The organism is Rhodoferax sp. GT1R46, from assembly GCF_056521285.1.
In genome coordinates this window covers 124,378-145,589 of the sequence record NZ_JBWMBC010000008.1, presented here as the reverse complement: position 1 = coordinate 145,589, position 21,212 = coordinate 124,378, and the positions used below count along the sequence as shown (strand labels likewise).

The following is a 21,212-nucleotide window of genomic DNA, read 5'->3' as shown; positions in this document are numbered from 1 at the left end:
GGTCAGAACAGTTTTTGTTGGTTGATGGAAGTCCCGCCCGCGGGCAGGCTGAACAGCATGCCGTCTTCGCCCACGGTGATGGGGTTGGCATAGTGCTTGGCTGCGTCACCCAAAAATGCGGGGTAGGCATAACGAAACGGCATGGGCGGCACGATGTGGTTCAGTACCAGCTGTTTTGCACCCGCAGCGCTGGCTTGTTCAGCCGCCTCCTCCGGGGTGGTGTGGTAGTTAAGAATGTCGCGCATCACATGGCCGATGTTGGGCATGTTTTTTTTATTGAACTCCTGCTCCAGCAGATTCACCAGCTTGGGCTGCAGGGCCTCGTGCACCAGCAGATCAACGTCTTTGGACATGGCGACCACCGAGGGCGTTTTTTTGGTGTCGCCCGTAATGACGACGGAACGGCCCTTGTAGTCAAACCGGTAACCCACGGCGGGCTCGATGGGTGCATGGTTCACCCGGAACGCGGTGACCTTCAAGCCCTTATCGTCCAGCACCACCACGGCGTCGCCCTGGCCGACGGCCGGGAGCGCAAAAGGCATTCCTTTGCCGCCACTGCCCCCGGCGGGCATGATTTTCTCGGAGTGGTGGCTTACGCGGTAACCAAAGTCCAGCACGTAGGCTGCACGAAAGCCGTCCACCACTTTGTCCACGCCTGTGGGGCCGTACACCGGCAACGGGCTTTGTGCTGTGGCCATGGCCCAGCGTTGCAATAGAAACGGTGGCAGGCCGTCGATGTGGTCCGAGTGGAAGTGGGTCAGAAAGATCGCTTCAATGCTGGACGCCAGAAACCCCATGCGGGCCACATTGCGCATGCTGCCTTCACCCGCGTCCACGATGAACATCCGGTCGCCGGCAACAACGGCGGTGCAAGGGCCCGCACGTGTTGGATCGGGAAACGGCGAGCCGCTGCCGCACAGCGCAATGTGCAAGCCATCGGGCAGGGTGGGCAGGATGTTGCGGCCCACGTTGTAGGCAGCTACGCGCTGCAGCAGCAGTGTGCCAATCTGCTTCTGGAATACAACAGCGCATGCAGCCCCTATCACTGCGATGGCGGCAACACCCAACAGGGTTTTCTTGATCTTGTTCATGGTCTTATATTGTGGAATGTGAATGGCGCGCCGGATTCGAAAACTCCATTGCGTTGTCGGCCACGCTGCCAAACTTCAGGTCCATCAGGTCCAGCGCATAGTTTTGGTTCAGCTTCCAGGGCGCGTGGGATCCTTGCTTCGGCAGTCCGCTCAACGCCCGCTGGACATAGCCCGAGGTGAATTGCATGACCGGCTCGGTCACTTGGGACGGGTCGGTGTTACGCGGCACGCATTGGCTGAAGCCTTCTTTTTGCATGTGGTTCAGCAAGCGGCAGGCGTAGGCGGTGGTCAAGTCGCATTTCAGCGTCCACGAGGCGTTGGTGTAGCCCAGGCTGTAGGCCAGATTAGGCACGCCACTGAACATCATTCCCTTGTAGTTCAGTGTGTCTGCAATGTGGACGGTCTGGCCATCGACGGCCAGACTGGCACCCCCCATGAGCTCCATGACCAGACCGGTTGCGGTGACGATGACATCGGCATCCAGGTGGGCACCCGATTTCAATCGGATTCCGGTTTCCGTAAAGGTATCGATGTAGTCGGTGACGATGGACGCTTGTCCGCTTTTGATCACTTTGAATAGATCACCGTCCGGAACGACACAAACCCGTTGATCCCAGGGCTTGTAACTCGGCGTGAAATGCTTGCCCACATCAAAGTCCGGCCCGAGGGCATCCTGTACCTGTTTCACCATCCAGCGCTTGACCTGCTGCGGCCGCTTGCGGCTCATACGAAAGAAGTACATGCCCATCAACACGTTCTTCCACCGCGTCATTGCATAGGCCAGCTTGTCTGGCAGGATGTTGCGCAAGGTGTTGGCAACGGCATCCTGGCCGGGCCGCGCCATGACGTAGGTCGGTGAGCGCTGCAGCAGCGTGACATGAGCGGAAGTGGGCGCGATGCTGGGAACCAGCGTCACCGCAGTGGCGCCACTCCCGATAACCACCACCTTTTTACCTGCAGTGACGATATCGTCTGTCCATTGCTGGGGATGGACGATCCGCCCTTTGAAACGCTCAGCACCGGGGAAGTCCGGCGTGTAGCCGCGGTCATACCGGTAGTAGCCGCAACACATGAAGAGAAAATTGCAGGTCAGTTGCACGGGCGTGGGCGCACCGTCCTGCTGCACGTCTACCGTCCAGCGTCCGTCAGCACTCGACCATGCGAGATGCGTCACCTTGCTCTGAAAGCGAATGTGCTGGCGGATACCGTAGTCATCGGCAGCGTCACGGATGTAGTTCAGGATGCTGGCGCCGTCGGCGATGGCTTTGGGATCGGTCCAGGGCCGAAATTCGTAGCCCAGGGTGTACATGTCTGAGTCGGACCGGATCCCTGGATAGCGAAAAAGGTCCCATGTTCCACCGATGGCAGAACGGCCCTCAAGAATGGCATAGGTTCTGTCTGGGCACCGGGTTTGAAGGTGGTGCGCAGCACCAATGCCCGATAGTCCCGCTCCCACGATCAATACGTCAAAGTGCTCAGTGTTCATGGTTAGCTTGCTCAGGCAAATACGAACCCCTCTTTCCACGGACGTGGCAGACAGGGTCATTGCGGTGTTTAACCACTGGGTGCAAGTTTATGAAATAAGTTCATTTTCATGTTTCATATTTCTCGCACCGCTTGTTGCCTTTAAAAGTTGCGCTTGACTGCACTTTTTCATTGGTATGAATTCAATACCATCCATCTGGTATCAGTCAAAAACCATACGACGAATTGAGCGGTTTTCATATTTATAAAACGGGTATGCATCTATGTTGGGCTGTTCAGTACTGAGGCTGGTACTTGCGGATGGCCGCCTTCACCTCGTCGGTCAGTTTGAATCCATCGCCAAACTGCGCCGCCAGTTCTGCCGCACGCGTCTCAAATGCCTCTACGCCCATGCCATAAATGAACTGCATGGCGCCACCGGTCCACGCGGGGAATCCAATACCGAAGATTGAGCCGATATTGGCGTCGTGTACCGTGGTCAGCACGTTTTCACTCAGGCAACGTGCGGTTTCCACGGCCTGGCGGTACAGCAGGCGGTCTTTCAGGTCCGTAATGGTCCATTGGGCATCGGCTTTTTCAAACAATGGTTTGAGTTGAGGCCACAGAAACTTCCTGGCGCCTTTTTCCGCAGGGTATTCATAGAACCCACCGCCCCCTGCGCGGCCAGGGCGGTTGTGCTTGCGCACCAGGTCAGCCACCAGCAGTTCGCCCGGTGTGGCCACATAGGTTTTGCCTTCAGCCTCATAGTCGGACCGGGTCTGCTCCATGACGTGCAGGCTCAGCGTGAGCGCGGTTTCGTCCAGCACTGCCAGGGGCCCCACCGGCATGCCGCATTGAATGCCGGCGTTCTCGATGGCCGCAGCGGGAATGCCTTCGCCCAGCATGGCGGCACCTTCCATGACAAAAGTGCCAAACACGCGGCTGGTGAAGAAGCCACGCGAGTCATTCACCACAATCGGGATCTTGCCGATGGCCTGCACGTAGTCAAACGCACGGGCCACAGTTTCGTCATTGGTCTGCTTGCCGCGGATGATCTCCACCAGCTTCATCTTGTCCACCGGGCTGAAGAAGTGGATGCCGATGAACTTCTCGGGCGCGGCGCTGGCCGTGGCCAGGCCGCTGATGGGCAGGGTGGAGGTGTTGGAGGCGAAGAAACCACCGGCGGCCAACAGAGGCTCGGATTCCTGGGTGACCTTGGCCTTGAGCTCGCGGTTTTCGAACACGGCTTCAATGATCAGGTCGCAGCCTTTCAAGTCGTCTACCGAGCCAGTGGGTTGGATGCGGTCCAGAATGGTTTTTTGCGCCTCGGCCGTCATGCGGCCCTTGTCCACACGGGCCTGGGTGATCTTGGCACTGTAGCTTTTGCCCAGGTCCGCCTTCTCCTGACTGACGTCCTTCAATACGGTAGCAATGCCCTTGCTGGCCTGAGAGTAGGCAATGCCTGCGCCCATCATGCCGGCGCCCAGCAAACCCACTTTCCCGGGCTTGAAGCGCGGTGTCGTGCCGGGGCGGCTCTGTCCGCTCTTGATGGAGTTGAGGTTGAAAAAGAAGGTGTTGACCATGGCCTGTGCGTTGATGCCGGTCATGAGCTTGGCCAGCGCGCGGCTTTCCAGACGCAGGGCGGTTTCCATGTCCACCTGCAGGCCTTCAACCATGCACGCCATGATGGCCTCAGGCGCAGGGTACAGGCCACGGGTCTGTTTCTTGATCATGGCCGGTGCCACCGCCAGCATGCCCGCTACCACGGGTGAGGAGGGCAGGCCGCCCGGGACCTTGTAGCCCTTGGCTTCCCAGGGGTGCTGCGCGCTGGGGTTGGCGGCGATCCAGGCCAGGGCCCGGGTGCGCATCTCGGCTGCGGCGTTGTCGCCCGGGGCAACCAGGTCGTGCACCAGGCCCAGGCCTTTGGCCTCGGATGGTGAGAAGGTTTTGCCTTCCACCAAATAAGGTTGTGCACCCATCAGGCCCAGGTGGCGTGTCATCTTGGTCACGCCACTGGCGCCGGGCAGCAGGCCCAGGGTCACTTCGGGCAGGCCAAACTGGGTTTTGCGGTCGTCAATGGCAATGCGGTGGTGGCCCACCAGTGCCACTTCCCAGCCGCCACCCAATGCGGTGCCGTTGAGCAGGCTGACCACGGGCTTGCCCAGGGTCTCGAGGGTGCGAAAGTTCTTTTTCACACGCTCAATCTCGGTGAAGATGGTTCCGGCGTCCGAAGGCTTGAGGCGCATGACGCCTTTGAGGTCGGCACCGGCAAAGAAGGTGGATTTGGCAGAGGCCAGCAGGATGCCTTTGATGGCGTCCTTGTCTTTGAGCACCTGTTCGGCCACGGCCGACATGTCTTCCTGCCACTGCAGGCACATGGTGTTGACGGGAGAGTCTGGCTCGTCAAAGGTGATGGTGGCGATGCCGTCCGAGAGTGCGTATTGAATGGTTTTCATGGTGTGAATGCTATGAATTAAGGAGCTGCTTGCGCAATGAATACGGGGGCTAGAGGCCTTTTTTTCTTAAATTCTCTCGACGATGGTGGCAATGCCCATGCCGCCACCCACACACAGCGTAACCAGGCCGTAGCGCAAATTGCGGCGGTGCAGTTCATCAATCACGGTGCCCAGAATCATGGCGCCGGTGGCACCCAGCGGGTGGCCCATGGCAATGGCGCCGCCGTTCACGTTGACCTTCTCGTGTGGCACTTTCATTTCTTTCATGAAGCGCATCACCACAGCAGCGAAGGCTTCGTTCACTTCAAACAGGTCGATGTCATCTACCGTCAGGCCGGCTTTGGCCAGTGCCTTGCGTGTCGCAGGCATGGGGCCAGTGAGCATGATGGTGGGGTCTGCGCCACTCAGGGCGGCCGCCACAATGCGGGCCCGGGGCGTCAGGTTATGGGCTTTGGCGGCCGCTTCAGAGCCAATTAGCACCGCGGCAGCGCCGTCCACAATACCGGACGAATTGCCGGCATGGTGTACGTGGTGAATGCGTTCCACCTGCGGATAGCGGGTGAGCGCGACCTGATCAAAACCCATGCCGCCCATTTGCTCAAAGGCGGGTTTCAGGCCGCCCAAGCCTTCCAGTGTGGTGTGGGGCTTGATGAATTCGTCTTTGCCCAGAATGGTCTGACCCAGAGCGTCTTTCACCGGCATGACCGAGCGGTCAAAGTAGCCCGCAGCTTGCGCCTTGGTGGCGCGGCGTTGTGATTCCAGTGCAAAGGCATCCACATCGGCACGGGTAAAGCCTTCCAGCGTCGCAATCAGGTCGGCGCCAATGCCCTGCGGCACAAACGCAGTGGCCGAATTGGTTTCGGGGTCCAGAGCCCAGGCGCCGCCATCGGAGCCAATCGGCACGCGGCTCATGCTTTCCACCCCACCGGCCACCACCAGGTCTTCCCAGCCTGAGCGCACTTTTTGCGCTGCCATGTTCACGGCTTCCAGGCCCGAGGCGCAAAAGCGGTTGATCTGCACACCGGCGCACTGGAAATCCCAGCCCGCCTTGAGTGCGGCCACTTTGGGCAAGACTGAACCCTGGTCGCCCACGGGCGACACGATGCCCATTACCACGTCATCAACCCGTGCGGTATCAAACTGGTGGCGCTGCTGCAAATCGGTCAGCAGGCCTGCCAGCAGGTTCACGGGTTTGACCTCGTACAGGCTGCCGTCTTTCTTGCCTTTGCCGCGCGGGGTGCGGATGGCATCAAATACAAATGCTTCGGTCATGGTGGTACTCCAGGGGGAAATGGGTCGATGGGAACGGACGGATCAATTTGGATCTTTCTCGATTTGGAGTATATTGCTTTTTACCAAGCAAATGCTTTGTATAAATAAAAACGTCCCAACCCACAAGTGCCCCGATGATTGAACGAACCCTTTTCTCTTCCGACCACGAAGCCTTCCGCGACAGTTTTCGCCGTTTCATTGACAAGGAGATCGCCCCTTTCCATGCCGACTGGGAAGAGCAGGGCTACGTGGACCGCGCGGTCTGGAACAAGGCCGGTGAAAACGGCTTTTTGTGCATGACCATGCCCGAGGCGTACGGCGGCTCGGAGGCCGACAAGCTGTACTCCGTGATCCAGTTCGAGGAAGTGGCGCGTGCCGGCTACACCGGCATCGGCTTTAGCCTGCACAGCGAGATCGTGGCTCCTTACATCCTGCACTACGGCACACCCGAGCAAAAAGCCAAATACCTGCCCAAGCTTGCCACGGGCGAGATGATTGGCGCCATTGCCATGAGCGAGCCTGCAGCGGGCTCGGATCTGCAGGGCATCAAGTCCACCGCCATCGAACAGGCCGACGGCAGCTACCTGCTTCACGGCAGCAAGACCTTTATCACCAATGGCTGGCATGCGGATCTCGTGGTTGTGGTGGCGAAAACCAACCCGGCTGCGGGCGGCAAGGGCACCAGCCTGCTGCTGATTGAACGCGGCATGCCGGGCTTCTCGGTGGGTAAACGTCTGAAGAAAATGGGCATGAAGGCACAAGACACCTCCGAGCTGTTTTTTGACAACGTGCGCGTACCCGCAGAGAACCTGCTGGGCGGCAAGCCACAGGAGAACAAGGGCTTCATCTGCCTGATGGAACAGTTGCCTTGGGAGCGCCTGCAGATTGCCATCAGCGCCGTGGCGGCAGCGCAGGCTGCCATCGACTGGACGGTGGACTACGTGAAGGAACGCAAGGTGTTTGGCCAGCCCGTGGCCTCGTTCCAGAACACCCGCTTCACCCTGGCCGAACTGCAGACCGAAGTGCAGGTCGCCCGTGTGTTTGTGGACAAATGCTGTGAACTCATCGTGCAGGACAAGCTCGACACCGCCACCGCCAGCATGGCCAAGTACTGGACTACCGACCTGCAGTGCAAGGTGATGGACGAGTGCGTGCAGCTCTTTGGCGGTTATGGCTACATGTGGGAATACCCGATCACCCGCGCCTATGCCGATGCGCGTGTGCAGCGCATTTACGGCGGCACCAACGAAATAATGAAAGAAGTGATCACCCGGGCCATGGGACTGGGCGGCAAATAAAAAAAGGGGCAACAGCATGGGCGAGGTTTTTGACACCATCATTCGCGGTGGGCGGGTTTTTGACGGCACCGGCGGGCCTTCGCGCATCGCCGATGTCGGCATTCGCGACGGCAAGATTGCCGCCATCAGTGAGACGCCGCTGGATACGGCCGATGCTGACGAGGTAATTGACGCGCAAGGTCAGTGGGTCACACCCGGCTTTATCGACATCCACACCCACTACGATGCCGAGATGATTCTGGCGCCCGCGCTGGAGGAGTCTGTTCGCCATGGGGTCACGACCTGCTTTGTGGGAAGCTGCTCCATCAGCATGATCTACAGCGACCCCGAGGATGCGTCCGATATCTTCACCCGCGTGGAGTCCATCCCGCGTGAGTACGTGCTGCCCGTGCTGGAGAAGACCAAGAGCTGGCGCGACAGCAAGGGCTATGTGGACTACCTGAAGAGCCAGCCCTTTGGCCCCAACATTGCAAGCTATATGGGCCATTCCGATTTGCGCGTGGCCGTCATGGGCCTGGGGCGTGCGGTAGACCCGAAGGAGAAACCCAGCGAGGCCGAGATGCAGCTAATGGAAAAACACCTCAACGAAGGCATTGACCTCGGGCTGCTGGGGCTGTCGAGCATGACCAACCCCTGGGACAAGGTCGATGGCGACCGCTACCGTTCGGCCGCTTTGCCGTCGGTGTATGCGCGCTGGAGCGAATACCGCCGCCTGCACCGGCTGCTGCGCAAGCGCAACGCCATTCTGCAGTCGGCTCCCAATCTGACCAATCCGCTGAACGCGTTGTTCTTCATGGTCACATCCAGCAGCCTGGCATCGCGGCGCACGCTGCGCACCACGCTGATCACGCTGATGGACGTCAAGACCAAGCCCAAGCTGGACATCGTGATGTCGGCCGCTACCCGTGCGTTTAACAAGCTGCTGGGCGCATCGTTCAAATGGCAAATATTGCCGCAGCCCTTTCTGGTGTATGCCGACGGCATCGACTTCATCATTTTTGAGGAATTTCCGGCCGGTGAAGTGGCCCTGCATCTCAAAAAAGACTTTGACCGCAACAAGCTGTTTTCCAACCCGGCCTACCGTGAACAGTTCAAGCGCGATTACCAGCGCAAATGGGGCGGCCGTGTGTGGCACCGGGATTTTGGCGATGCCCGCGTCATTGATTGCCCCGACGCCACGCTGGTCGGGCGTACCGTGCGTGACATTGCCCTGCAGCGCGGCGTGCATGAAGTGGACACCTTTCTTGACCTGTTGATAGACCACGGTAAACAACTGCGCTGGTCCACCTTGATTGGCAACCACAACCCGGCGCGCGTGGCGGTGAATGTGAATGCCGATTGCGGGCTGGTGGGCTTCTCGGACGCGGGCGCGCACCTGCGCAACATGGCGTTTTACAACTTTGGCCTGTGCATGCTGCAGCTCGCCATGACCGAGCACCCCGTGATGACGCCCGAGAAAGCGGTGTGGCGCCTGACCGGCGAGATTGCAGACTGGTACAACCTGGACGCTGGCAAACTGCAGGTGGGTGCACAGGCGGATGTGGTGGTGCTGGACCCCAAGGCTCTTCAGCAGGCCACGCTGATGCGCTACGCCGAATCGCCCATGGCGGTAATGGGTGGTTTGTTGCGCGTGGTGAACCGCAGCGATGGCGTGGTAAAAGCCACCCTGATCAACGGCAACGTGGCCATGCGCAACGATGTGGTCAACCCGGAGCTGGGCCGGGTGCAGAAGTTTGGACGTTACCTGGCGCGGCAGGGCGCTATCAATTAAATAGCTGCTTACGCAGTACCTGCGGGGGCTAGAGCCCCAAACAGGCGCTCCTGCAGGAAGGTGACAAACGTCGCCGTGTTGAGAGCCAGCCATTTGCGCGCCGGGTACACCGCATAGATCGACGGACCTGGGCTCAGGCGGTAAGCCGGTAACAGTTCGACCAGCGCACCACTGGTGAGCTCATGCTGTGCCAGCAGGCGGTCCAGCACCGTAATGCCAGCGCCGGTGCACGCGCTGGCGACCAGTGCCATGCCATCGTTGACCCGGATGCGGCCATTGGCGCGAATCTGGGTGACCTGGGTGGTGTCATCACCGCCATGAAAGCTCCATTCGTCCCACACCTTGGCGCCACTGACGTACAGCAGGCATTCATGCTGCGCCAAATCGGCCGGTGTCGTCGGGTTGCCCGCGCGCTGCAAGTAGGACGGTGCGGCGACCAGCACGCGGGGATTGTCAGCCAGCTTGCGCGCGATCAGCGTCGAGTCTTCCATGTGCGCAACGCGAACGGCCACATCAATCTGCTCCGCGACCAGGTCGGTCAGGCGGTCTTCCACGATCAATGTCATTTCCACCAGCGGATGGCGTTGGGTGAACTCCGTCAGCAGGGGAACCAGGTAGCGCTGGCCGAGCGGTCGGGGGCAGGCAATGCGCAGACGACCCCTGACTTCCTGCTGGAACTGGCCAGAGATCTGTTCGACGTTCGCCAGTGAGCGATCGATTTGCTGGGCCTCCAGCAGCACCACTTCGCCAACCTCGGTCAGTGTCAGTTTACGTGTCGTGCGCTGGATCAGCCGTGCACCTAAATCGGCCTCCAGTTTCGCCAGCTGCCGGGAAATGACGGATTTTCCGCAGCCCAGACGGGCTGCCGCCTTGCTGATGCTGCCGGCGCTGACGATGGCAGAAAAGGTTGCAAGGTGTTGGGGGTTCAGCATAAAAAATGATTGTTGATAAAAATGCAACTCAATTTTGTCATATTGAATCTATGCAAGCAACAAATAGATGTCTAAAGTGCAACCTGGTTGCATTGATATGCATTCGATTCACATACAGAACCAGGAAAACGCACATGAGCGACAGCCATCCCCAAAACTCAGTTCACCCCCTCATTGACAAGCTTCAATGGCGCTACGCGACCAAAGGCATGGACGCCACCAAGACGGTGCCTGCAGACAAGCTGGAGCGCATTCTGGAAGCCGCGCGCCTGGCACCGACATCCAGCGGCCTGCAGCCGTTCGAGATCATCGTGGTTACCAACAAGGCGGTACGCGAACAAATCAAGCCCATCGCCTGGAATCAGGCCCAGATCACCGACGGCTCGCACCTGCTGGTGTTTGCCGCCTGGGACAACTACACGGTCGAGCGCATCAACATGATGTTTGACCTGACCAACGAGATCCGCGGTTTCAAGAACGAAGGCTGGGAAAACTACCGCCAGATGTTGCTGGGCATGTACCCCCAGCGCGATGCCGAGGTGAACTTCCAGCACGCCGCCCGTCAGGCCTACATCGGCCTGGGCGCCGCCCTGATTGCAGCGGCGTTTGAAGGGGTGGACGCAACGCCCATCGAAGGCTTCGATCCGAGCGCACTGGACACCATTCTGAACCTGCGCGAACGCGGTTTGCGCAGCGTGGTGATCATGCCCATTGGCTATCGTCAGGAAGACAAGGATTGGCTGGTCAACCTGAAGAAGGTTCGCCGTCCACGCGAGCAATTCATTACCGAAGTCTGATACACGATGCAATGAACCTGGAGCCCGCACGGCGCCAGGTTCATTGCCGCTGGGGCCGTTCCTGGAGTATCCTGTAGCTGTGAATGCAGCGGTGCGCGAAGGCAAAAGTTTCGGGCATGGTTGCTGGTCGTAGGCTCAATTTTTCTATTGAAGGGGCAACTCCATGCTCAACTTGAAAAAGACGTCGGTCTCCAGTGAACCCCCCAGCGAAGAAGAAGTCGCCGGTATGGACGAAGAAACCGATGACATTGAGATTGTTTCCAGGCCAGACGGCTATTACTGGGTGGCGCCAGACGGCCGACAGGAGATTGGCCCTTTTGAGAGCCGGGAGTTGGCGCTTTCCGACATGGAACTCGCCGAGGGGGAGTCCCCCGAACCGGGTGAATCCCTGCAGGAAGCGGAAGACGAAATCGGCATCTCTGACTGGATTGACCCGGACACCGGCGGGCCCTCGGAAAGCCAGTCAGGCCCCCGACTTTATTCGGAGTAGTTCCGCTTCAAAACCGTGATGGATGTGAATTGCAGGTGGTGCATGAACTCCCGCAAAATCAAAGGTGCGCTCCATGGCCTCAATGGACAGCTGCATTCATGCACTCTCGGCTACACCTGAGAGAATGGCAATTTCGATAGGGGATCCAGACCATCGCCCACGGCAACACATCCGTTTGCTCATGACCTATGTGCAACGCCACAAGGCGCCCTGTATCCGCAATCACATCGCGGACAGCCGCGTACCGCAATCTGACCTCGGCTTCAATTGGGGCCTTGTCCACGATCCGGCCTTTCGGTGTTGACCGCTCAGGCCGCTTGCACAGCCTTGGGCTCATTGGCGGCTTCGGACGCCAGCGTCTTGATGTCGATATGCGCTGCGGCAATGGCCTGCGCTTTGGGGGCTTCGCCCATGGCAAGGCCTTCGGCGCGCACAAACTGCACGTCGGTAATGCCAAAGAAGCCGAATACGGTTTGGAGGTAGCTCTCCTGGTGCTCCATTGCGCGTCCGCCTTCCGTCGTGGAGTACACGCCGCCACGGGTGGACGCCACGATCACCTTTTTGCCAGTGGCCAGGCCTTGTGGGCCTTTTTCCGTGTATTTGAAGGTGCGTCCGACTTGGGCTACGCGGTCGATCCAGGCCTTGAGTTGGCTGGGGATCGAGAAGTTGTACAGGGGAGCGCCCACCACGATCACGTCGGCTGCGAGAAATTGGGATACCAAAGCCTCGGAAACCGCATTTTCGCGTGCTTGCACTTCGGTCAGCGCCGCTGTACCGGGCGCCATGCGAAAGCCGAGCGAGTCAGCCGACAGGTGGCTCGGTGCGCTTGTCGCCAAGTCCAGATAGTCAACCGTGGTGCCCGGATGGCTGGCTTGCCACTGTGTGACTATTTGGGCCGTGAGTTGGCGGGAAACCGATTGGGTGCCGAGAACGCTGGAGTCGATATGGAGCAATTTCATGGTGGTATTTCAGTTTGTGACGCTGCGAACTGCAGCAATGGACTAAGTATGCCCATGTATATAGTCTTTGATAAGTCAGTGAAAATGCGTTAGATTGTTCTATTCATAGAACAATAGGTGCAGCCGATGCAGGATTTAAACGACTTGTTGTACTTTGCCGAGGTGGTGGACCGGGGCGGGTTTGCCGCCGCAGGGCGGGCGCTGGGCATACCCAAATCACGCCTGTCTCGGCGCGTGGCCGAGCTCGAGGCCCGCATTGGCGTGCGTCTGCTGCAGAGAACCACGCGCAAGCTGTCCCTGACCGCGGTGGGCGAGCAGTTTCATCGGCACTGTGTCGCGATGCGTGAGGATGCCCAGGCGGCAGAAGAAACCGTGGCGCAGGCGCAAACCGAGCCCCGGGGCATCATCCGCATTGCGTGCCCGGTCACGCTGGCACAAACGACGCTGGGGCCCATCCTGCCGCAGTTTCTGGCACGCTATCCGCAGGTGAGGGTAGACATGCGGGTGAGTAACCGGGCGGTGGACCTGGTGGAAGAGGGCTTTGATGTGGCGCTGCGGGTGCGCCCGACGCTGGATGACAGCGGCAGCTTGGTGGTGAAAAACTTTGGATCCACCCAAACTCTGCTCGTGGGTAGCCCGGCACAGTTGGCGCGCCAGGGGCGACCGACAACAGTGGCGGACCTGGATCGGCTGGACACGGTAAACATGTCCAGTGCTGACGGGCGCGCCGTCTGGCACCTGATTGGCCCGGATGGCGCGACCCACGCCTTTCAGCACCAGCCGCGCTATGTTGCCGACGACTTGCTGACACTGAAGCTGGCCGTCCTGCGCGGCACTGGAATATGTGTTTTGCCCGATTACATGTGCAGTGACGAAATCCGCGACCGGTTGCTGGTGCCGGTTCTTGCGGGCTGGGCACCCCGCCCGGGCATATTTCACGCAGTTTTTCCATCGCGCCGGGGATTGGTGCCAGCGGTCAGGCGATTTCTTGACTTTCTCGATGAAGCCATTACCCGAGAAGGGCTCGCGCAGGTGACTTCGTCCTCACAGTGACCAAACCACCCGCGTGTGGCGGTTCATTGCACAGGGCGTTTGGAGGCGTTGGCCGAGTCGAGCAGGGCGGAAATCTGGGCATCTTTCTCGCGCCAGAGCTGTTGCACCCATTGCGAAAAGGCCTCACGAAAAGCGGGATCCTGCGCGTAATCGCCCTTGAGCAAATGCTGCGGGACGGGTAGTGTACGGACCCGAACGATGACGCGCTTGAGTTTGCCTTTGAGAAAATCGGAAAATGCAACGGGGCCGTCCGGGTAGACGATGGTCACATCCAGAATGGCCTGGAATTTGTCGCCCATGGCGTCCAGGGCCAGCGCCATGCCACCGGCCTTGGGTTTGAGCAAGTGCTTGTAGGGTGACTGCTGCCTGGCCTGCTTGGCCTGCGTGAAGCGTGTGCCCTCCAGAAAGTTCATCACACTGGTGGGAATGAGCGCGTATTTCTCGCAGGCCTTGCGCGTGGTTTCCTGGTCTTTGCCGCGCATTTCGGGGTGCTCTTTCAGAAATTCCTCACTGTGGCGACGCATGAACGGGAACTCCAGCGCCCACCAGGCCAAGCCCATCACAGGCACCCAGATGAGTTGCTGTTTGATGAAAAATTTGAGCAACGGGATGCGACGGTTCAGCAAACGCTGCAGCACGAGAATATCCACCCAAGACTGGTGGTTGCTGTTGACCAGATACCAGCTGTTCGGGTTCAGGCCCTCAATACCTTGGACGTCCCATGTGGTGTCCTGGGTCAGTGCCATCCAGGCGCTATTGCCCGCGATCCAGTTCTCGGCGATAGACAGCAGAATCGGGTCGATCAAAAGACGCACCGGTTTGAACGGCAAGATCAACTTCAGCGCGGCGAAAACGAGCAGGATGGGCACCCAGAACAGTGCGTTGAGCACCATCAGAACGGTGGCGATCATGCCAATCAGCGTAGCTGGCAAAAAATGGAGCATGACGGATGGATTCCTGCGTAGTGGGCCCTGGCGTGCCCCCGGATTTCGCTATTGAATTGATAGCTCTTTGCGCAGTATATACGGGGGCTTGGGCCCCATTTCTTCATAAAAACACAGGGTGTTTCGGCCGCGGGCCTTGGCTTCGTACATCGCGGTATCTGCCCGTTTGAAGATGTCGCCGGGTGCAAAAGCGTTCCCTTTGAACAGCGTTGCGCCTATGCTGGTCGTTAAGGTGTGGCGCTGCCCCTTCAGGGTATAGGGGTCGTTCAGGCTCAAAAGAATCTTTTCCCCAAGTGCAGCGGTGTGCATTCGGGCATCAGCACAGTCGGCGCTCAAATCCTGCAGGAGCACCACGAATTCATCGCCTCCAAGGCGCGCAACCGTGTCAATCGCCCGCACGTTGAGCTCCAGCCGAAGTGCAACTTCCTGCAGCAGCAGGTCCCCCATGTCATGGCCATGGGTGTCATTGAGTTGCTTGAACTGGTCCAGATCCAGAAACAGCATGGCTCCGTGCTGCTGGCGTCGGGCGCTGGTGGACACGGCGCTTTGCAGGCGATCCGTCAGCATCCGCCGGTTCGGCAAGCCGGTCAGGCTGTCATGGAATGCCATGTGCTGAACCGCCTGCTCGGCAATCTTGCGTTCCGTGATGTTACGGGCGATGGCAATGAGGCGCACTTCTTCACCCGGCTCGGTGGGTTTGGGAACCACCGACAACTCGAACCATTGAACACCGTGCGGAAGCGACAGACTGTATTGCTTCCCCGATGACCGGCCCGTGTCGCGTGCCTCGTGCAGTGCCTCCAGACAAATAGCGGCTGCTCCTCTGGGCAATACGTCGCTCATGAATTTACCAATGATCCATTCAGCGGGCTGGATCAGGTCAGACACATCCTGGCTGTGAATGGCGCGGTACCGCCCGTCAACGGTCACTTCAATCACCAAGTCTGGAAGTGCATTGAGTGTTGCCTGCAACTCCGCCTGGGCGGCTCGCAGCTTGATTTCAGCCAGTTTGCGCTCCGAGATATCCATGAGCGTGCCCACCAGACGCAGTGGCTTGCCATTCTGGTCACTCTGCACCACTTTGCCCCGGCTGCTTAACCACACCCAGTGGCCGTCGGTGTGACGTGCACGGTATTCCACCTCGTAGGCTGGCGCCCCATGATGAATATGGGCATGCATTGCCCGAAAGGTGGCGGGCAAGTCATCGGGATGAATCAGATGCCCCCATACCTGCCTGAGCTCGCACATGCGGGTGTCGCAGCCCAGCATCAGGCAGGCGCGTTCATCCATGCGGTAGCCCTTTTCACGGGTCAGATCGTGATCCCAGCGACCCAGATCCGCACCCATCATCGCCAGCTCAAGTTGTTCCGTTGTATCGCGCAGCAGTGCTTCAGCGTCTTTGCGTAACTGGATATCGCGCGCCATGCCCAACAGGCCTACGGTATTGCCATGGCGGTCCCGCATCGGCGTTTTGACGATTTCAAAAAGGTCACGGCCCGGGTGAAAAGGCGAAGGCATCACCTCTTCAGTCATGACGGTTTTTCCGGACTGCAACGCGCGTTGATCGGTGGCCCGAAATTCGGCGGCAAACGATTCATTGACCCAATCACGGTCAGTGGTACCAACCACTTCCGCCGCGGTAACCCCCAGGTTGGCCGCGAACGCATCATTGCAGGTCAGATAGACGCCGTTCATGTCTTTGAGCCAAACCCGGTCCGGAATAGTCTGGAGAACACTTTTGAGCAAGGTTTCGCTTTGACGCAACGCGGACTTTGACAAGTATTCCTTGGTGATGTCTTCCAGCGTGCCTTCGTAATACAGCGCGTTCCCGTTTTCATCGCGGACCATGTGTGCATGCTCGCGAACCCACATAGGCTCGCCAGTTTTCAGGCGAACCATTTCGGACACGAAATCGGATATTTGTCCTTGGGTTTTCAACAAGAACGTGAACTCTTCGCGCCGCTGCGGGTTCACGTAGGAGTCCGGGCCGATGCTGTGCACGTCGGCCTTCATTTCTGCTTCGTTGGCAAATCCATTGATCCGCAGCAACGCGGCATTGGCGCACACGAGCTCACCGTCAGGACTGGACCGGTACGCGCCAATAGGCAGCAAGTCAAACAGCGTTGAAAACTCGTGGACCTTCACACCAACAATCCTTTGACAGGTTGAAGTGATTCAGTCTATCGCTCAACAGGATTTTGGATATCCCCCATTCGGGTGAATTTGCAGTGCTTTTATGCGTCTGGCTTGCGAAATCGCAGCCAATTTAACAACATCAAATTTACTTAAGACTGCCCGACAGGAATTGCGCAAGGCGCTCACTTTTAGGGCTTGCCAGCACTTGCGCAGGATTGCCTTCTTCTTCAATCAGACCCTTGTGCAGAAAGACAAGGTGGTTGGCTACCTCACGCGCAAAGCCCATTTCGTGCGTTACCACGACCATGGTCCGGCCTTCAAGCGCCAGGTTCTTCATGACCTTGAGCACCTCTGAAACCAGCTCCGGGTCCAGTGCGCTGGTCGGCTCGTCAAACAGCATCACCTCAGGCTCCATGGCCAAGGCACGCGCAATGGCGACGCGTTGTTGCTGACCACCACTCAGGTGAGCCGGGTAACTGTCTTCCTTGCCTTCCAGCCCCACTTTGGTGAGGTATTTACGGGCGACCTCAATAGCCTGGTCGCGCGGAATACCCATCACGTGGACCGGTGCTTCAATGATGTTCTGCAGCACGGTCATGTGTGCCCACAGGTTGAAATGCTGAAAAACCATGGCCAGCTTGGTACGCATACGGGCCAGTTGTTTTGGATCGGCTGCGCCCAACTCTCCGTTGGATTGCGGGACGAGCTTCAGTTCCTCGCCCGCAACAATGATGCGCCCCTGATGCGGCTTTTCCAGCAGATTGATACAACGCAAAAACGTGCTCTTGCCAGAGCCCGAGCTGCCAATGATGCTGATCACATCACCCGCTTGCGCGGTGAGGGACACACCCTTGAGCACCTCATTGCTGCCGAAGCGCTTGTGGATATTTTCGACCTGGAGTTTGAGGGGCTTGGAAGTCATTGGGTATTGAAAATGGATGCGGAAAAACCGTGGGTTCATGCACCCAGCAGCTCTCCGGTTCGAAAAGGCGTGGCGCCAGCAATTTTTCCCAGTTCACCTCCGCTGGTGATGTAACGGTCGCGGATTCGGGCATAGAACGTTCCGTCAACGCCGGCCAAAACCCGGTGGCTCTGGTTGGAGATCGGATCAATGATTTCTGCAACCAGATCTCCCACCCGAAGTGACTGGCCAACCTGGGCGGCAAACACCACAATGCCGGGGGCGGGCGCGTTCAGGGTTTGCGAACCTGCCAGAGGCGTTGGTTGGCATTTGAACGGCGGCACAACGGGTGGGACCGTGCAATCCACCACTTGGGCGTGCTGCAAGTAGGCGAAGATGGCTGCCGCATCGGCTTGTGCAAAGGCGTGGGAAACATCCAGTTCACCACGCAACTCAACAGTGGTACTGCAGCAGCCTTGGGGCAGGGGAGCCTTGCTGCCCCCTGCTTTCAATGCATCGGCCAGCCGCCACCAGACTCCCGATAGGCACTCGTCAATCGGTCCGCTTCCCGAGTTCTTGGCCAGCAAAATCGCTTCGCTGTGCAGAAACCGCGCGAGTGGCTCCAGCTGAGGCCAGCAGGTCTCCTCCGTATAGAAGTGCATGACACCTTCGCAATCGCAGTGCAAATCCAGCACAAAATCGGCGTCATGGGCGAGCGTCAACAAGGTGCGCCGCAGGCTTTCCAATTCGGTAGTTGGCACCCAGGATTGCAAGTAGTTCCCTATGGCCCTCCGCACGATTTGAACATTCGTCTGCGGGTCATTGCCTAGCGTATCCATCACCACCGAACCGATGGCTTTGGCGAGGTCCGGGTAGTGGCGATTGAAGTTCTCGGAGGTATCCAGTTCAAACCGGCCCATAGGCTTGTGGTCCACGCGCTGCGCCAGTCCGATGGGATTGGCCACTGGTACGAGAACGATCTCGCCCCTGATTTGCCCTGCCGCCTGCGCGCGCTCCAGCAGGGCGCGCAAGTGGTGCGCCACCAGCATGCCCGGCAGTTCTTCGGCGTGCAGGCTCGCCTGAATGTAGACCTTGGGCCCACGATCAGTACCGTCACTTCTTTTGCCAAAGTGAAAACTGGTCAGCGTCTTTTGGCTACCCAAACTGGGCGATAGCAGCGGATGGTCAATGCGTTGCATGGTAATTCAGTGTTTCCGTGGTGCAAGATAAGCCAGCCAATGCCGCTCGCCGAGCTTGAAGGCTCCAATCAGGCAGAACGAGGCGACGAGGTAAATTGCCGCTGCTGCCAAATAGGCCTCAAACGGAAGGTAATGGTCAGAGTAAATACGGCTCGCCGCAGCCGTGACGTCCAGCATGGAGGGCACGGCGCTGGCCAGACTGGTGCTTTGCAGCATCATGACGACTTCGTTGCTGTAGGCGGGCAGGGTGCGGCGCATGGCGCTGGGCAGCACAACCCGTAGCATCACTTGAAAACGGCTCATGCCAAATGACTGGGCGGCTTCAATCTCGCCTGCGCTGGTTTCGCGAATGGCGCCGGCCAGCATTTCAGCGGTATACCCCGCTGTGTTCAGACTGAAGGCCAGCAGGGCGCAGAAAAATGGTTCCTTGAAATGCGTCCAGGGCCAGACGTCATCCCATCTCGCCTGGATCCACTCCAGCTGACCCAGACCGTAATAGATCAGATACACCTGAATCAACAGCGGCGTGCCACGAATGACATAGGTATAGGCGCCCACCAGCCACCGCAGGGGCGCCCAGGGGCCTGTCAGCAGCAGGGCAAAAATCAGGGCAAGCACGCCGCCGACCGCCAATGATGAAAAAAGCAATCCCAGTGTGGTCAATATCCCGGTGCCGTATAGCTCCAGGTTTTGGGGCTCGAATATGACATGCCACTTCATTACAACTGCCCCCTTTTGGTGCCCAGGCTATAGCGGGCATTCAGTCTGCGCAGGGCATAGAGGGAAACGGTTGTGTAGATCAAAAACAAACCGGCCGTGAAAAGAAAGAATTCAAAAGGTGAGCGGGTGGCTGCGCTCGCTTGTTTGGCAAGGTAGGTCATTTCCTTCAGGCCAATCAGGCTCACGAGTGCAGTGGCTTTGATCAATACCAGCCAGTTATTGGTAAAACTCGGCAAGGCGTAGCGCACCATTTGTGGCATGGTGATACGAAGAAATGTTTGGGGCCGGCTCATGCCGAAAGCCCAGGCAGCCTCCGTTTGCCCCTTGGGGATGGACAGGATGGCCCCCCGAAAGGTTTCGGTCATATAGGCACCGTAGATGAATCCGATGGTCAGCACGCCCGCCAGAAAGGGGTTGATGTCGACGGTGGCCTTGCTGCCAGACCATTCAAGCAGATGGTTGATGCCAATCGTGCCACCGTAAAAGACCAGGAGCATGACAACCAGGTCGGGTATGCCCCGAATAATTGTGGTGTAGCCGGTTGCCAGTGCAACCATCACCGGACGCCCCGAGAGCTTTGCCGCCGCGCCCAACAAGCCCAGACCGATGGATACCAGCAATGCGCAAAGCGACACGCCTACGGTCAGGAGTGAGCCTTGAAGGATGCCTGCGTAATATGCGTTCATGGGTTCATAACATTACAAGTAAAAACGACGGCGCGCATTAGCTGCACGCCGTCGCAACCAGTCAAGAGCGATTATTCGCCGTAGACGTCAATGTTGTACTTGCTGAAATACTTGTCGGCGATCGTCTTGTAAGAACCATTGGCGCGGATGGCTTTGATGCCGGCGTTCAGGTCAGCCTTGAGCTGGTCCTCACCCTTACGCAATGCAATGCCAGCGCCGTAGCCGAAGTACTGGGGCATCTTCAGATCAGGGCCGACCAGCTGGTAGTTGGCGCCTTCTGGCTTGCTCAGGAATCCACCGGTGACTTCCATGAAGTCAGCCACGGTTCCATCCAGACGGCCGGACTTGATGTCCAGGTAAACCTGGTCTTGCGCTTCATACGAGTTCACTACGACGCCGGCTGGCTTCAAGTCACCCATGGCGTATTTTTCCTGGGTGCTGCCCTTGAGAACACCGATTTTTTTGCCCTTGATGGAAGCCGCGTCTGTGAATTTGACGGTCTTCTTGAGAACAATGCGGCTGGGCGTGTTGTAGTACTTGTCGGTGAAGTCAACTTCCTTCATGCGCTCGTCGGTAATGGACATCGAGCTGATGATGACGTCATATTTCTTGGCGTTCAGGCCAGGGATCATGCTGTCCCACACTTGTTCCACAAAAACGCATTTGCGCTTGACTTGTTCACACAGCGCGCTGGCAATGTCGACGTCAAAGCCGGTTGGCTTGCCATCGGCCGTTTTGAAGGTAAACGGCTCGTAGGTTGGGTCAATAGCGACCTTCAGCTCAGCCGCTTCGGGTGCAGGTGCGGCTGCAACGGGTGCCGCTGCGGGCGGCGCAACAGCGGCTGGTGCGGGTTCTTCTTTTTTGCCGCATGCTGCGAGCATCGAAGTAATGGCAAGCGCCAAGAGCAATTTTTTCATATTGGTTTCCGGATGGGCCCAAAGCGTGCCTTGGGCGGGTTGAAGAATTTAAAAAAATGATTCTACGGGTCAAAGCATGCAATTTCGATGCCTGAAAAAAGAATGGTGTTGGGGTTTCTACTGTGG

General features: G+C 58.4%; 18 protein-coding genes. 5 read left to right on the top strand and 13 right to left on the bottom strand.

All coding sequences use genetic code 11. From position 1 onward, the window contains the following. Positions 1-2: 2 nt before the first annotated feature. The 4 genes from AC097W_RS16880 to AC097W_RS16865 all read right to left on the bottom strand — a co-directional run bounded on the left by AC097W_RS16880 (position 3) and on the right by AC097W_RS16865 (position 6,283). Positions 3-1,091 carry an MBL fold metallo-hydrolase gene (locus AC097W_RS16880; RefSeq protein WP_479603788.1) on the bottom strand — a complete coding sequence of 363 codons (1,089 nt, stop codon included), beginning with the start codon at positions 1,089-1,091 and terminating at the stop codon, positions 3-5. Positions 1,092-1,095: 4 nt separating this feature from the next. Continuing rightward, positions 1,096-2,577, bottom strand: coding sequence for a flavin-containing monooxygenase (locus tag AC097W_RS16875; protein WP_479603787.1), 1,482 nt, complete (start codon positions 2,575-2,577; stop codon positions 1,096-1,098). Between the two features lie 274 nt (positions 2,578-2,851). Then, positions 2,852-5,011, bottom strand: a complete 2,160-nt coding sequence (locus AC097W_RS16870) for a 3-hydroxyacyl-CoA dehydrogenase NAD-binding domain-containing protein (RefSeq protein ID WP_479603786.1) — start codon at positions 5,009-5,011, stop codon at positions 2,852-2,854. Positions 5,012-5,077: 66 nt separating this feature from the next. Further along, complete coding sequence (locus AC097W_RS16865; RefSeq protein ID WP_479603785.1) at positions 5,078-6,283, bottom strand: acetyl-CoA C-acetyltransferase; 1,206 nt, start codon at positions 6,281-6,283, stop codon at positions 5,078-5,080. Between the two features lie 134 nt (positions 6,284-6,417). Between AC097W_RS16865 and AC097W_RS16860 the strand changes: the two genes are divergently transcribed. Both AC097W_RS16860 and AC097W_RS16855 read left to right on the top strand, forming a co-directional pair. Continuing rightward, complete coding sequence (locus tag AC097W_RS16860) at positions 6,418-7,581, top strand: acyl-CoA dehydrogenase family protein (protein WP_479603784.1); 1,164 nt, start codon at positions 6,418-6,420, stop codon at positions 7,579-7,581. Positions 7,582-7,597: 16 nt separating this feature from the next. After that, a complete protein-coding gene (locus AC097W_RS16855; protein ID WP_479603783.1) occupies positions 7,598-9,352 on the top strand; it encodes an N-acyl-D-amino-acid deacylase family protein in 1,755 nt (584 codons plus the stop codon). An 8-nt stretch (positions 9,353-9,360) separates the two neighbouring features. On the opposite strand, the gene AC097W_RS16850 is transcribed toward AC097W_RS16855, so the two are convergent. Continuing rightward, positions 9,361-10,284 carry a LysR family transcriptional regulator gene (locus AC097W_RS16850; RefSeq protein WP_479603782.1) on the bottom strand — a complete coding sequence of 308 codons (924 nt, stop codon included), beginning with the start codon at positions 10,282-10,284 and terminating at the stop codon, positions 9,361-9,363. A gap of 134 nt (positions 10,285-10,418) precedes the next feature. On the opposite strand from AC097W_RS16850, the gene AC097W_RS16845 reads away from it, so the two are divergent. Then, the gene (locus AC097W_RS16845) at positions 10,419-11,081 is read left to right on the top strand and encodes an NAD(P)H-dependent oxidoreductase (protein ID WP_479603781.1); all 663 of its coding nucleotides are present in this window, start codon (positions 10,419-10,421) and stop codon (positions 11,079-11,081) included. Positions 11,082-11,244: 163 nt separating this feature from the next. Next, positions 11,245-11,571 (top strand): hypothetical protein, encoded by a 327-nt coding sequence (locus tag AC097W_RS16840; RefSeq protein ID WP_479603780.1) that lies wholly within the window; start codon positions 11,245-11,247, stop codon positions 11,569-11,571. Between the two features lie 308 nt (positions 11,572-11,879). Here AC097W_RS16840 and AC097W_RS16835 read toward each other — a convergent pair whose 3' ends face one another. Continuing rightward, positions 11,880-12,530: an FMN-dependent NADH-azoreductase gene (locus tag AC097W_RS16835; RefSeq protein ID WP_479603779.1), complete on the bottom strand. Its 651-nt coding sequence runs from the start codon at positions 12,528-12,530 to the stop codon at positions 11,880-11,882. A 126-nt stretch (positions 12,531-12,656) separates the two neighbouring features. Between AC097W_RS16835 and AC097W_RS16830 the strand changes: the two genes are divergently transcribed. Then, positions 12,657-13,583, top strand: coding sequence for a LysR substrate-binding domain-containing protein (locus AC097W_RS16830; RefSeq protein WP_479603778.1), 927 nt, complete (start codon positions 12,657-12,659; stop codon positions 13,581-13,583). Between the two features lie 23 nt (positions 13,584-13,606). Here the strand turns inward: AC097W_RS16830 and AC097W_RS16825 are convergent, their stop codons facing one another. From AC097W_RS16825 to AC097W_RS16795, 7 genes are all read right to left on the bottom strand, one after another. Then, positions 13,607-14,527 (bottom strand): acyltransferase, encoded by a 921-nt coding sequence (locus tag AC097W_RS16825; protein ID WP_479603777.1) that lies wholly within the window; start codon positions 14,525-14,527, stop codon positions 13,607-13,609. Positions 14,528-14,575: 48 nt separating this feature from the next. Further along, entirely contained in the window at positions 14,576-16,672 is a 2,097-nt protein-coding gene (locus AC097W_RS16820) for a diguanylate cyclase domain-containing protein (RefSeq protein WP_479603776.1), read from the bottom strand. Between the two features lie 136 nt (positions 16,673-16,808). After that, positions 16,809-17,585, bottom strand: coding sequence for an ABC transporter ATP-binding protein (locus tag AC097W_RS16815; RefSeq protein ID WP_479603775.1), 777 nt, complete (start codon positions 17,583-17,585; stop codon positions 16,809-16,811). A 35-nt stretch (positions 17,586-17,620) separates the two neighbouring features. Continuing rightward, the gene (locus AC097W_RS16810; protein WP_479603774.1) at positions 17,621-18,763 is read right to left on the bottom strand and encodes a succinylglutamate desuccinylase/aspartoacylase family protein; all 1,143 of its coding nucleotides are present in this window, start codon (positions 18,761-18,763) and stop codon (positions 17,621-17,623) included. 6 nt (positions 18,764-18,769) lie between these two features. Then, positions 18,770-19,483 (bottom strand): ABC transporter permease, encoded by a 714-nt coding sequence (locus tag AC097W_RS16805; protein ID WP_479603773.1) that lies wholly within the window; start codon positions 19,481-19,483, stop codon positions 18,770-18,772. Next, the gene (locus AC097W_RS16800; protein ID WP_479603772.1) at positions 19,483-20,169 is read right to left on the bottom strand and encodes an ABC transporter permease; all 687 of its coding nucleotides are present in this window, start codon (positions 20,167-20,169) and stop codon (positions 19,483-19,485) included. Before AC097W_RS16800 ends, AC097W_RS16805 begins: the two co-directional genes overlap by 1 nt. 71 nt (positions 20,170-20,240) lie before the next feature. Beyond that, complete coding sequence (locus AC097W_RS16795) at positions 20,241-21,086, bottom strand: transporter substrate-binding domain-containing protein (RefSeq protein ID WP_479603771.1); 846 nt, start codon at positions 21,084-21,086, stop codon at positions 20,241-20,243. Between the last annotated feature and the right edge of the window lie 126 nt (positions 21,087-21,212).

Coding starts and splice junctions, on each gene's coding strand:
- AC097W_RS16880 (WP_479603788.1), bottom strand. CDS start 1,091: ATGAACAAGATCAAGAAAACCCTGTTGGGTGTTGCCGCCATCGCAGTG.
- AC097W_RS16875 (WP_479603787.1), bottom strand. CDS start 2,577: ATGAACACTGAGCACTTTGACGTATTGATCGTGGGAGCGGGACTATCG.
- AC097W_RS16870 (WP_479603786.1), bottom strand. CDS start 5,011: ATGAAAACCATTCAATACGCACTCTCGGACGGCATCGCCACCATCACC.
- AC097W_RS16865 (WP_479603785.1), bottom strand. CDS start 6,283: ATGACCGAAGCATTTGTATTTGATGCCATCCGCACCCCGCGCGGCAAA.
- AC097W_RS16860 (WP_479603784.1), top strand. CDS start 6,418: ATGATTGAACGAACCCTTTTCTCTTCCGACCACGAAGCCTTCCGCGAC.
- AC097W_RS16855 (WP_479603783.1), top strand. CDS start 7,598: ATGGGCGAGGTTTTTGACACCATCATTCGCGGTGGGCGGGTTTTTGAC.
- AC097W_RS16850 (WP_479603782.1), bottom strand. CDS start 10,284: ATGCTGAACCCCCAACACCTTGCAACCTTTTCTGCCATCGTCAGCGCC.
- AC097W_RS16845 (WP_479603781.1), top strand. CDS start 10,419: ATGAGCGACAGCCATCCCCAAAACTCAGTTCACCCCCTCATTGACAAG.
- AC097W_RS16840 (WP_479603780.1), top strand. CDS start 11,245: ATGCTCAACTTGAAAAAGACGTCGGTCTCCAGTGAACCCCCCAGCGAA.
- AC097W_RS16835 (WP_479603779.1), bottom strand. CDS start 12,530: ATGAAATTGCTCCATATCGACTCCAGCGTTCTCGGCACCCAATCGGTT.
- AC097W_RS16830 (WP_479603778.1), top strand. CDS start 12,657: ATGCAGGATTTAAACGACTTGTTGTACTTTGCCGAGGTGGTGGACCGG.
- AC097W_RS16825 (WP_479603777.1), bottom strand. CDS start 14,527: ATGCTCCATTTTTTGCCAGCTACGCTGATTGGCATGATCGCCACCGTT.
- AC097W_RS16815 (WP_479603775.1), bottom strand. CDS start 17,585: ATGACTTCCAAGCCCCTCAAACTCCAGGTCGAAAATATCCACAAGCGC.
- AC097W_RS16810 (WP_479603774.1), bottom strand. CDS start 18,763: ATGCAACGCATTGACCATCCGCTGCTATCGCCCAGTTTGGGTAGCCAA.
- AC097W_RS16805 (WP_479603773.1), bottom strand. CDS start 19,483: ATGAAGTGGCATGTCATATTCGAGCCCCAAAACCTGGAGCTATACGGC.
- AC097W_RS16800 (WP_479603772.1), bottom strand. CDS start 20,169: ATGAACGCATATTACGCAGGCATCCTTCAAGGCTCACTCCTGACCGTA.
- AC097W_RS16795 (WP_479603771.1), bottom strand. CDS start 21,086: ATGAAAAAATTGCTCTTGGCGCTTGCCATTACTTCGATGCTCGCAGCA.